Below are 11,374 nucleotides of genomic sequence, written 5' to 3' on the forward strand. Positions count from 1 at the left end.
ATCGCCGCGCTCGCGCCCGCCGCCGCGCCTGCCGCGGCCAGCCGTGCGCTATCGCCGACCTCATCGCTGCTGGCGCCGACCACGAACCGCACGCGACCGGCAACCGCGCCGCCGACGAGCGCGATGGCCTCTTCGCGCTCATCGAGCGTCAGCATGTCATATTCGCTGGCAAGGCCAGGAAAGACGAGGCCGTCGGCGCCCGATGCGACGACATACTCGACGACCGATCGCATGCCGTCGGGGTCGATATCGCCGCGGTCGGTAAAGACGGTCGGCAGCACCGGAAAGACGCCGCCGAAGGAAGACTGGCTCATTGAAATCCTATCGGGAGAGGCGGAGGAGACAGCCGAGCCGCCTCACCCCGAGCGAACCAAGGAGGGCGAACCGAACGCGTCAGAACTTCGCGTTGAACCCGAGCGAAAAGCGACGCCCCTGAATGCCGTAGAAGGAGGTCGCTTCGGGCGATTCCACGTAGCGGCGCTGGATCTCGTTGGTCAGGTTCGTGCCGTCGGCGAAGATCGTGAACCGGCCGAATTCATAGCGGATCGATGCGTCGACTGTCCGGAACGGCGCATAATAGATTGCCGTGCTGCCCGGCCCGACGCTGTCGAAGAATTTGTCGCGGTAATTGTACGCGACGCGGGCGCCGAAGCCATATTTCTCATAATAGGCGACCAGATTGTAATTGACCTTCGACAGGCCCTGGAAGGGCAAAGATTGCCCCTTGCGATCGAGCAGGCTGGTCGAGCTGTCGATATACGAGAAATTGGCGACGACGCCGAAACCGTCGAGCGGCGAGGGGAGGAAAGAGAACGGGGTCTGGAACAGGATCTCGACGCCCTTCACCTTGCCGCCGGCGCCATTATAGGGCCGCGTGATCAGATAGCCTTCCGGCTGACCCGGCGGTGCGACTTCCCCCGGCGGGATCTCGTAGCTCGCCCTGCTGTAGATGAAGGTCTTCACGTCCTTGTAGAACCCGCCGACCGTGAACGCCGCACCGGGGGCGAAATACCATTCGAGCGAGGCGTCGAACTGATCGGCGCGCAACGGCTGGAGCCGGGGATTGCCGGCGTTGCCATTATAGGGCGTCAACCGGTTGAGCGTCAGGTTCGGCGACAGATCGATCGAGTCCGGCAGGCCCAGGACCTTGGCGTAGCCCGCACGAAGCAGGAGCTTGTTGGTGATCTCGAGCTTGGCGACCGCGCTGGGCAGCCAATCGACCGATTGCGTCTTCACCGTCAACGGATCGGCCAGACCGCTCGCACGCTTGATGGCGCCATTGGCCTCGCGCGTCGTGTCGGTATAGCGCAGACCGACATTGCCGGTCAGCGGCATCGATCCCAGCCGTGTTGCGAAATTGACCTTGGCATAGGCCGCCATCGTCTTCTCGCCGATGCGGAAGGATTGCAGCGGATCGACGAAGCCGGCGGGACATAGGCCGCTATTGGGCGCGATCGTCTTGCAGGCTCCCCCGATCGGAAGCGCCCAGGCATTCGCCGCGAGATATTTGGTGGCGATCGACGGGGCGTTGCCACCGAGCAGATCGGCATAGTCCCGCACGCCATAGATGGACGGACCCGATGACAGCAGGAACGTGTTGGCGGGCGTGGTGCCGGCAAAGGCGACCTGATTCTGGACCGTCTGACGCGTCGTGGTCAGCGCGGAGTAGCGCACGCCGGCATCGATCTCGGAAATGAACGAATTCTCCGGCTTGAAGGCGAAGTCGACCTTGCCGGCGGTTTCCTGGGCGGTGTTGCGGTTGAAATTGTCGAAGGCGTTCGAATAGCGGAAGGTCGCCGGATTGGTCACGTCCAGACCCGCGGGGCCGGTCAGGCTGGGAATGCCGCCTTCATTGACGTCGAAGGTGAAGGGATATTTGCTGACGCTCTGGACCCGGACGAACTCCTGGGTGACGTCCATCGTCGAGCGCGAATAATTCACTTCAGGCCTGGCGGAGAAGCGCCCGTCATTCGTGCTCCACTTGAACCCCAGCGCACTGGTGAAGGTGTCACTCTTGACCCTCAGCGCTTCGGCATTGCCTTGCGCCACCTGGTTGATGACGCCCGAGGTCAGGATCTCGTTTGAGGACAAAGTGTAGGAGCTATAGTCGCCGGCATTGCTGCTCAGCGGCACCGAGAACCAGTCGCGGGTGCGCGATGTCTTGAGGTGCGAGTAAGCGGCATCGCCATAGAGCTCGAAATTGGGGCTGGGCCGCCATTGAAACGCGCCGTTGCCGCCGATCTTCTCGCGCTTCTCATGCAGGCGCTGGAAACGGAAATCGGCGATATAGGTGCCGGGTATTCCGTCGCCGTTCGGATCATTCGCCTTGGGATGAGCCGGCGTGTTGAACGCCGAGGTGAGCGGCGTGTAGCCGGTGAAGGAGTTGAACGAATCCTCGTTCACCGGCTTGTTCGAATAGGTGGCGTTGAGCAGAATGCCGAACGTGTCGTTGGCGAAGGTGTTCGAATAGAGCGCCGACCCGTCATAGCCCCATCTCTTGTCCTGGTCGGAATAGACCGTGGATCCGGACACCGAGATGAGCTGACCCGGCTTGTCGAATGGCTTGCGCGTGATGATGTCGACCGTGCCGCTCAGTGAACCGTCGGTCCGGTCCGCACCTTGCAGCTTGATGACGTCGAGGCGGCCGATCAGCTCGGACGGGAAGAGCGAGAGCGGGCCGTAATCGGAATCGAGCACCGACGCGATGCCAGCGCCGCGGCCATTGGGATTGATCAAAGTGCGCCCGTTGATCTCGCTGCGGTTCTGGCGAAGGCCGCGGATCGAAACGCTCGTACCCTCGCCGAGGGCGCGGCGGATCTGGACGCCCGATATGCGCTGGAGCGATTCCGCGATATTGTTGTCCGGCAATTTCGCGACGTCGGTGGCGACGACCGAATCCTGGAACTGATCGGTGTTGCGCTTGACCTCGAGCGCTTCGGCAAGGCTCTTGCGATAGCCGGTGACGACGATCTCCTTGTCGCCCGCGCTTGGCGCATCGCCTGCCGTCTGACCGCTATCGGCGGAAGTTGTGGCATTGAGCGTGCCTGCCTTGTCCTGCGCCAAAGCCGGACTGCCGGCGACGATCGCGCCGAGACACACCCCGCCAAGCCAAAAGCCTGCCCTCATCATTCCTCTCCCCTGCGATCTTATCGTCTAGTGAGGAATTAATGTTGCACATTTAGCTACACGTCAACAGAATTATTCGACCATATCGCAGCGTTATGACCTCGCGATGCGCCGCGGAACAGCTCGATATGTTGCTATAACGCCCTCAGCGACGCGTCACCGATGCACCTCCATCGATTTGATAGTCGACGCCGGTTATCCAGCTCGCCTCGTCGGAGCACAGGAACAACGCCAGCGCCGCGACGTCTTCCGCACGGCCGATACGACCAAGCGGGTGACGCTTGATGTTGGCGACGATGGCCGATTGCGGGTCCGGTTGCGCCTCCATTCCGCGGCGCCAGAGCGGCGTATCGATCGACGCCGGGCGGACCGAGTTCACCCGGACGTTGTCGGGCGCCAGCTCCAGCGCGAGCGTACGCATCAGGCTGTCGAGCGCGGCCTTGGATGCCGCGTAGGCGGCGAGTCCTGGCGTGGCGTAGGCCGAATTGATCGACGACACGAACAGGAAACAGCCGCGCCGCCGCGCCTGCATCGCCGGCGCGAACGCTTGTGCCAGGCTCAATGCGGCGCCGACATTAACGGCGAACATCTGCGCCAGGAATGCCGTGTCGGTTTCCATCGTCGGGCAAGCGTCGCCCATCGCGGCTGCGTGAACGACGATGTCGGGTTCCAGGCTTGAGGTCCTGACCGCGTCCACGGCGTGCGCCAGCGACGTCTCGTCGCCAAGATCGCACAGCAAGCGCAGGTCGCCGGACGGCGCCTCCACGCGGTCGAGCGCGATGATCCGGCATCCTTCGCCCGCGAACCGCGCGGAAATTGCTCCGCCAATGCCGCCCGCGGCCCCGGTTATCAACGCGACTTGCCCGGTCAGGCGCTGTGTCATGCGAACGTCCCTTTTTTCCGGAGAAGAGCGGCAAGACGCAGGAAACCCGCCGCGGTCAATCCGTCGCCGTCACAGAGTTCCGCGGCGCCGCCGAGCTGGCGGATCGCCGCAGCGAACAAAGATGCGACCATAGGCGCGCCCGCGACCAGGCACACGGCGCCCGGCACAAGCGGCATATTCTCCCGCACATCGGATCCGATCACCACGCCCCACAGGAAAGAGGCGGCGTCGTCGGCCGGCATGCGACCCGCTTGCACATTCGATCGCGCCGCGAACAGCAGCCGGCCAAGGCCGCCGCCCTCGGCGCCGCGGGTAACGCCGGCGCGGAATGCCGCTCCCGCCTCGGGTTCGGTCGCCATCAGGGGCGCGAGCACGCTGCGTTCGGCGAGCACGCGATACAGTTCCACGGTCATCGAGGTGTGGAATTGCGTGATCGTCGCGCCGTCATGCGCCAGCCATTTGCCGTGCATGCCCGGCACCGACAGGAACAGTCCCGCTCGTCCCTCAGCTTGCTCCAGCGCACCGACCGCCGCCACTTCCTCCCCGCGCAGAACGTCGGGGTCGCCGAAGCGTTGCTCGCACGCCAGGCCGGGCAGGAAGATAACCGCATGATCGCCGATCCGGCCGGCCACCGTGCCGTCGGTGATGGCCTCGGGCCCGGCGGGGCAGTCGACGCGCGCAATCTCTTCCCACCCCATTGCCGAGCCGATCATGCCGCTCAGCAGCAGGGGGCCGCTAACATCCGGCCAGCGCGCCCGCAGTTGATCGACATGCTCGACAATCCCGTCGCGACCCAGATCCGCCAGCCGCACGGTCTCCACAAGCGTGTCGAGCGTCTCGCCGTCGCCCCGAAACAGACGGGCCCGCAATTGCGCGGTACCCCATTCGACGGCGATCAGATCCTCGCTCACGCCGCAATCTCGCGGTCGAGCATCGATCGCCCGGTCGTCGCCAGAAAGGCCGCCAGCAGGCCGAGCGGATAAGCGATCGCGATCATCAGGAACATCGGCCGATAGGTGATGGTCGCCACCAATTCGCCGACGAGGTGCGTCGTGACGATCGTCGCCAGGCCGCCGATGATGCCGTTCACGGCCATCACTTTCCCGATATGCCGTCCGGGGTACAAGTCCACGCAGAGGGCAGTCTGGTTGGTGACCCAGGCGGTATGGACCAATGCCACCAGCGCGCCGAGCGCAAGGCTGATCGAGACCGCAGGCGCCAGCGCATTAAAGGCGCCGATCGGCGCGATCACGGCGACGAGCGCCATCGTCGCCACCCTGGCGCGCGCCGGTCGCATGCCGCGCCTGACCAGCGCGCCCGAGATGATTCCGCCGAGCACCGAACCGACTCCCGCCGACGCATAGACCACCCAGCTCAGCCGGCCCATTTCGGCGACCGTCAGTCCGCGTTCCTCGGTCAGATATTTGGGAAACCAGAACAGGTAGAAGAACCAGACCGGATTGGTGAGCGCGTTGCCGATCGCGATCAGCCAGACCCCGCGAGTGCGAAGGACCGCGCCCCATTCCGCCGGCGCACGACCCGCGCGTTGCTCCGGCACCGCCTCCTTGTCGACCGGGCCGATACGGTTCGGCCGATAGGTCAATTGCCAGACGGCGAGCCAGGTCAGCCCGATCGCTCCCGTGACGACGAATGTCGCTCGCCAGCCGACCGTGATGAGCAGGGTCGTGATCAGGATCGGCGCCAGTGCCGCACCGAAATGCGCCGCGGACGAATAGATGCCGATCGCCAGCGCGCGCTCGCGGTTGGGAAACCATTCCTGGACAAGCTTGGGCGAGGCGATCCAGCCGCCGGCCTCCGCGATCCCAAGCGCGAACCGCGTGGCGGCAAGCTGCCACATGCTTCCCGCCATACCCGACAGCGCGCTCGCGAGCGACCACCAGCCGACAAACAACGCCATCGATCGCCGCGCGCCGAGCCGGTCGACGATTAGCGCCGAGATCAATCCGCCGATCGTGTAAGCGGCCAGGAAGGCGTTCACCAGCGTGGCATAGCCGACATCGCTGATCCGCAACTGCCCCTGGATGGTGCCGGCCATCAGCGCCAGCGTCTGGCGGTCGAGGTAATTGAGCACCGCGGCAGCCGCCAGCATTGCCACGACGAACCAGCGAAAACGCGGCCAGCGCTGTCCCGGCGTTGCTGCCATTATCTCTCCCCGCGCGGGGCCACCATTGCCAGGGCCCTATCCGCCCGGTAGCTAAAGACGTGTAGCCGTTATAGCAACATGTTTAGTGAAGACGGGGAGGGTGCGTGGTGGAGGTAGTGCCGGGGATGGCGCCACAAATGGCCTGGCCTGTCGGCGCCGCGCTCGCCGAATGCCCCGTCTGGATTCCGCAGGCGCGGCTACTCGCCTGGGTCGATATCCTCGGACCCAGCTATAATTTCCTGGACCCGGCCACCGGCATCAATCGCGCCATCCCAGTCCATGCCAAGATCGGATCGGCAGCGCCACGCGGTGCGGGAGAGGCGATCCTGGCGCTGGAAGACGGCCTATGGCTGTTCCGGCTGGGCCGGCCCCTCGAGCCATTGCCGTCGCCGGACATGACGAATGTGCACTTCAACGACGGCAAGCGCGATCCGGCCGGCCGGTTCTGGGTAGGAACGCGCGCGACCGATGGATCGCCAGGGGGCGGCACTTTGTATCGCGTCGATCAAGAGCGCCGCGTTACGCCTATGGATACCGGCTTCGACGTTCCCAACGGTATGGGCTGGAGTCCGGACGGACGGTCCTTCTATCTAGTCGATACGGTTCCGCGGTTGCTCTACCGCTACGATTTCGACCTCGCGGGCGGCGTGATATCCAATCGAACGATATTGCATCGGTTCGAAGACACCGCCGGCAAACCGGATGGCCTGACCGTGGGTAGCGACGGCTATATCTGGTGCGCGATGTGGGACGGCAGCGGCATCGCGCGCCTTGCGCCCGACGGAACGCAGGTCGGCTGGCTTCCCACCCCTTGCCAGCGGCCGACCAGTTGCACCTTTGGCGGGGGCGACCTGAGCACCTTGTTCGTCACCACCGCCGCTCATGGCCTCGATCCGGCCGATCCGCGGTTCCGGGAGGGCGGCAGCATTCTCGCCTTTCGCATCGATCGCGTCACATAGTGAAGATACTTTAGCCGTTTGCGGGTCGGTCCCCGCTGCCGGCGAAGCCGTCCGCCGGCCGTGCGGGGCGCTTGCTTCGCGATCGGCGCGCGGCACGCGCGCCTGCGCTCCGCTCAACAAGAGGCCGGCCCCTTTCGGGACCGGCCTCCGCCCTCATACGCTACGCGAGGGGACTGTCTCTCCCGGATACGCTACGCGGGAGAACTCGACTGTTCGGGATTAGCGGCGGCAATAACCGGGGCGATCCGAGCGATCGATTGCCCGGCCGGCCAAGGCACCCACACCGGCGCCCAGGATCGTGCCGATCGTGCGGTCACCACGTCCGGCAACCGTATTGCCGAGCAGGCCGCCGGCGATCGCGCCGACGATCGTGCCGCCGTCACCATCGTTGCACTTCTGACGCGCACGATAGCTGCGGTTATAGCCACGGTAGTTGCGGTCATATCCGCGATAGCTGCGATAGTAGCCACGATAGCCGTTGCGGTCATAACCGCTATAGCCGTCGCGGTTGTAACCATCGCTATAGGCCTGATCATAGGCGTAACGCTGCGCCTGCGCAGGCGCGAGGGGAACAACGGCACCGGCAGTCATCGCGAGCGCGGCGCCAACGAGCGAAAGTGTCTTCAGCATTTGTCGTCTCCGTCTCAAAATTCATCCGTCGATCGGTCGCGGGCCCCGGTGATTTCCGTCTGCCCATTCCGTGTCGATGAAAGGGTTTTGCCCGATTCGGATTGAGCTAAGGCTGAATGCGTCCGTTATCCGCCGTTCAGGCTGGCGGGTTGCCGCGCGACGGCTATGAGAGGCGGCGATGCGCCGCCGCACCCGCTATCTCCTGATGCTTGCGCTGGCGCTGTCCTGTCAGTGGAGCGGCACGCCCGAGCGGCCGATGCTGGGCGTCGTTCCCGACCTCACCGCGACGCCGGTGCCGCTCGATCCCGGTGATCCCAAGCATGTGAAGGTCGGGGCGTTGACGTTCGTTGGCGGGGTTCGGCTGACCAGCAAGGATCTCGCCTTCGGCGGCTATTCGTCGATGACGATCGACAGCGGCCTGTTCACCTTGCTGAGCGATGGGGGGACGATCGTACGGTTCCGGCTCGACGGCCGCCTCCGCCTCAGCTCCCCGGGCTTCGACGATCTGCCGGTGGGGCCGGGAACGGGATGGAACAAGGCCGATCGCGACAGCGAATCGATGACGCTCGATCCTGCGACGGGGCGCGTGTGGGTGGGGTATGAGCGCGTCAACCAGATCTGGCGCTATTCACCCGGGCTGACTTTGCCGGCGACGATGGTCGCGCCGAAACCGATGGCCGATTGGTCGGAAAATGGCGGCGCCGAATCGATGGTGCGGCTTCACGACGGCCGCTTCCTGGTGATCGCCGAGACCAGTCGCCGCCTGCCGAGCCAGGCACGGAGCGCGCTGGTCTTTGACCGCGATCCGGTTGAGAAACCACTCAAGGGGTTCGAGTTCGGCTATCTGCCGCCCGACGGCTACGACCCTTCCGACGCGACCGAGTTGCCCGACGGGCGTGTGCTGATCCTCAATCGCAAGCTCGCGCTGCCGTTCACCTGGAGTGCGGTGCTGACCCTGATCGATCCGCGCCATATCCGTCCCGGCATGACTATTCGCGGGCGCGAGATCGCCCGGCTGGCGCCGCCGCTGACGGTCGATAATTTCGAGGGCCTCGCGATCACCCGCGAGAACGGCGCGACGATGTTGTGGATGGTCAGCGACGACAATCTGCTGATTCTGCAACAGACCTTGCTGATGAAGTTCAGGCTCGCCCTTTAAGTCCTTTCGGCAGCGCTCCGGGTACGGTCTGGCCGAAGAACCGTTATTCCTCCCGGCCCGCGGCCACCCGGTTGTGCTCGTATTGTCGATTCAGCGGAAACGGCGGCAGCCACGATTCGCGCCGAACGGTCCAGGCTTCGTAGGTCGGCATCAACTGGTCGGGCGAATCGAGCGATCCCAGATGGACTTCGATTTCGTCGCCGCTGCGCGCGAAAACCGACGAGCCGCAACGCGGGCAGAAATGGCGGCCAGCGTAATGGTGCGTTTCACCCTCGATCGTCACCGCGTCCTGCGGGAACATCGCGGCGGCGAAAAACAGCGCGCCATGATGCTTGCGGCAGTCGAGGCAATGGCAAAGCCCGACCCGATAAGGGCGCCCGGACGCCGCAATCCGTATGTCTCCGCACAGGCAGCCGCCGGTAAACCGATCCATGCGGCACCTCCTTTTTGGCCGAGAGGCTCAATAGGCTAACCGAGCCCCGCTCGACCACCCGCCGCGCAGCTTGATCGCGATCGCAGGTGGCAGAAACGACTCCGGCCCGCTCTCCACTGTGGAGAGCGGGCCGGTGGCGATTCGCTGACGGTCCGACTGAGCCGGACCGGCGCGACTACGCGGCCTGGGTGTCGCCCAGCTTCTTCTTGACGTCGCGCTTCAGGCGGCGTGCACGCAGCGACAGATCGTCGTCGCTGGTCTTGACCAGCCAATTGTCGAGACCGCCGACATGCTCGACCGAGCGCAGGCCGTGCGTCGACACGCGCAGCTTGACGCTGGTGCCCAGCGCGTCCGACAGCAAGGTCACGTTCTGCAAATTGGGCAGGAACGTCCGCTTGGTCTTGTTATTGGCGTGGGAAACGTTGTGACCCACCTGCCGGCCCTTGCCGGTCAGCTCGCAAATGCGCGACATCGCTATCAATCCTGAGTTTCGGGCCAAGACGAACCTGACCCCGGAAAGGTGGCGCCGATAGCGTCTGTCGCGCGCCGGGTCAACAGATTCGCTCTTTTCCGTGCAACCTGCTCTTGTGGCGAAACGTTGATTACGCGAACGATTCGATTTTTAGGAGACGATTATAATGCGGTTCCTGCTCGCTCTGGTCGGCATCGCCGCCCTCGTCCTGATAGCGCTATTGGCGTTTGGAATGATCTCGATCAACGGCAAATCGGGCTCGCTGCCGACCGTCAAACTGGAAGGCGGCAGCGCGCCCGAGGTCAACGCCAACATGGCGACGGTGAATTTCGGCACTGAAAACAAGACGGTAGAGGTCCCCACCGTGACCACGACGACCAAGACCATCAAGGTCCCGACGATCAGCGTCGACAAGCCCGGCGTTCCCCCGGCCAATTCGGCGGCGCCGCAATAAGCGGGTTTCAGCTGCCTCCACCAATGCGTGCCGCGCTCGATGCGGCCGCTGCCGCCGCGTCGCTGGGGGAAGTCCCGGTCGGCGCGGTGGTGGTATTGGACGGGCGCGTCATCGCCACCGCCGCCAATGCGCCGCGCACACGCCACGACCCGACGGCGCATGCCGAGATGCTTGCGATTCGCGCCGCGGCGGACGCGATCGGCGACGACCGGCTGAGCGATTGCGATCTGTGGGTGACGCTCGAGCCGTGCGCGATGTGCGCCGGGGCAATCGCGCACGCTCGAATCGCGCGACTATATTATGGGGCGCCCGATCCCAAAGGCGGCGCGGTCGAGCATGGTCCAAGGCTGTTTGCGCAGCCGATAGTGCACCATCGGCCGGAGATTTATCCTGGAATCGGCGAGGATGAGGCTGCCCGCCTGTTGCGCGATTTCTTTGCGACGCGGCGGGGGGGCAAGTAAACTCCCTCCCGCTCGCGGGAGGGGTCGGGGGAGGGCGTGTGGTGACAGGTCATCGCTGAGACGTGCCCTCCCCTCCCGCAAGCGGGAGGGGAATGAGTCGCCGCCACAACCACGCGCCATGTTGCGTGACGTTCCCGCCCGCGTGTAGGCATAAGCGCACATCATGACCTTGCCCCCGCCCGCGCCCTATCCCTGGATCGATGTCGTCATCATCCTCATACTCGTCGCGGTGAACGGAGTGTTCGCGATGAGCGAGCTCGCGATCGCGTCGTCGCGCAAGGCGCGGCTGGAGGCGATGGCGCGGACCGGCAGCCGTGGCGCGCGCGCGGCGATCGACCTGGCGGCCGATCCCGGCAAGTTCCTGTCGACGGTTCAGGTAGGCATCACGTTGATCGCCGTGATCTCGGGCGCTTATTCGGGCGAGGCTCTCGGCGGCCCGACCGCGATCCGATTGCAGCAATGGTTCGGATGGAGCACCGAATTCTCCGACAAGGCCGGGTTCGCGCTGGTGATCGGTATCACCACGTTCCTCTCGCTGATCGTCGGCGAACTGGTGCCCAAGCAAATTGCGCTGCGGTCGCCCGAGCCGATCGCGGCGGTGATGGCGCTGCCGATGACCTGGCTCGCGCGGGG

At 64.8% G+C, this 11,374-nt stretch carries 13 protein-coding genes; 5 read left to right on the forward strand and 8 right to left on the reverse strand.

Going from position 1 to position 11,374, the window contains the following annotated elements; genetic code table 11:
- The 5 genes from SAS01S_RS19965 to SAS01S_RS19985 all read right to left on the reverse strand — a co-directional run.
- A partial coding sequence (locus SAS01S_RS19965; RefSeq protein WP_174544993.1) for a dihydrodipicolinate synthase family protein occupies positions 1 to 314 on the reverse strand: 314 nt, incomplete at its 3' end.
- 79 nt (positions 315 to 393) lie between these two features.
- Positions 394 to 3,126 carry a TonB-dependent receptor gene (locus SAS01S_RS19970; RefSeq protein ID WP_169804990.1) on the reverse strand — a complete coding sequence of 911 codons (2,733 nt, stop codon included), beginning with the start codon at positions 3,124 to 3,126 and terminating at the stop codon, positions 394 to 396.
- Positions 3,127 to 3,271: 145 nt separating this feature from the next.
- Entirely contained in the window at positions 3,272 to 4,009 is a 738-nt protein-coding gene (locus tag SAS01S_RS19975; RefSeq protein WP_066812681.1) for an SDR family NAD(P)-dependent oxidoreductase, read from the reverse strand.
- Positions 4,006 to 4,920 (reverse strand): 2-dehydro-3-deoxygalactonokinase, encoded by a 915-nt coding sequence (locus SAS01S_RS19980; RefSeq protein WP_066812686.1) that lies wholly within the window; start codon positions 4,918 to 4,920, stop codon positions 4,006 to 4,008. The genes SAS01S_RS19975 and SAS01S_RS19980 overlap by 4 nt, the downstream gene beginning before the upstream one ends.
- Positions 4,917 to 6,173, reverse strand: coding sequence for an MFS transporter (locus tag SAS01S_RS19985; protein ID WP_084239259.1), 1,257 nt, complete (start codon positions 6,171 to 6,173; stop codon positions 4,917 to 4,919). The genes SAS01S_RS19980 and SAS01S_RS19985 overlap by 4 nt, the downstream gene beginning before the upstream one ends.
- Before the next feature lie 137 nt (positions 6,174 to 6,310).
- On the opposite strand from SAS01S_RS19985, the gene SAS01S_RS19990 reads away from it, so the two are divergent.
- On the forward strand, positions 6,311 to 7,132 hold the full coding sequence (locus SAS01S_RS19990; protein WP_066812690.1) for an SMP-30/gluconolactonase/LRE family protein: 822 nt from the start codon (positions 6,311 to 6,313) through the stop codon (positions 7,130 to 7,132).
- Positions 7,133 to 7,351: 219 nt separating this feature from the next.
- On the opposite strand, the gene SAS01S_RS19995 is transcribed toward SAS01S_RS19990, so the two are convergent.
- Positions 7,352 to 7,762, reverse strand: a complete 411-nt coding sequence (locus SAS01S_RS19995) for a glycine zipper 2TM domain-containing protein (protein ID WP_066812692.1) — start codon at positions 7,760 to 7,762, stop codon at positions 7,352 to 7,354.
- Positions 7,763 to 7,940: 178 nt separating this feature from the next.
- Here SAS01S_RS19995 and SAS01S_RS20000 point away from each other — a divergent pair, with 178 nt between their 5' ends.
- Positions 7,941 to 8,921 (forward strand): esterase-like activity of phytase family protein, encoded by a 981-nt coding sequence (locus SAS01S_RS20000; protein WP_066812694.1) that lies wholly within the window; start codon positions 7,941 to 7,943, stop codon positions 8,919 to 8,921.
- Between the two features lie 43 nt (positions 8,922 to 8,964).
- On the opposite strand, the gene SAS01S_RS20005 is transcribed toward SAS01S_RS20000, so the two are convergent.
- A complete protein-coding gene (locus SAS01S_RS20005; protein ID WP_066812696.1) occupies positions 8,965 to 9,354 on the reverse strand; it encodes a GFA family protein in 390 nt (129 codons plus the stop codon).
- Positions 9,355 to 9,529: 175 nt separating this feature from the next.
- Complete coding sequence (gene rpmB / locus SAS01S_RS20010; RefSeq protein WP_066812698.1) at positions 9,530 to 9,826, reverse strand: 50S ribosomal protein L28; 297 nt, start codon at positions 9,824 to 9,826, stop codon at positions 9,530 to 9,532.
- 166 nt (positions 9,827 to 9,992) lie between these two features.
- On the opposite strand from rpmB, the gene SAS01S_RS20015 reads away from it, so the two are divergent.
- The 3 genes from SAS01S_RS20015 to SAS01S_RS20025 all read left to right on the forward strand — a co-directional run.
- Positions 9,993 to 10,280 (forward strand): hypothetical protein, encoded by a 288-nt coding sequence (locus SAS01S_RS20015; RefSeq protein ID WP_066812700.1) that lies wholly within the window; start codon positions 9,993 to 9,995, stop codon positions 10,278 to 10,280.
- 23 nt (positions 10,281 to 10,303) lie between these two features.
- Positions 10,304 to 10,741 (forward strand): nucleoside deaminase, encoded by a 438-nt coding sequence (locus SAS01S_RS20020; protein ID WP_066812705.1) that lies wholly within the window; start codon positions 10,304 to 10,306, stop codon positions 10,739 to 10,741.
- Positions 10,742 to 10,904: 163 nt separating this feature from the next.
- Positions 10,905 to 11,374 (forward strand): CNNM domain-containing protein (locus tag SAS01S_RS20025; protein ID WP_174544994.1); only part of this gene is annotated, 470 nt, incomplete at its 3' end.

The organism is Sphingomonas asaccharolytica NBRC 15499 (assembly GCF_001598355.1).
Taxonomy (GTDB): domain Bacteria; phylum Pseudomonadota; class Alphaproteobacteria; order Sphingomonadales; family Sphingomonadaceae; genus Sphingomonas; species Sphingomonas asaccharolytica.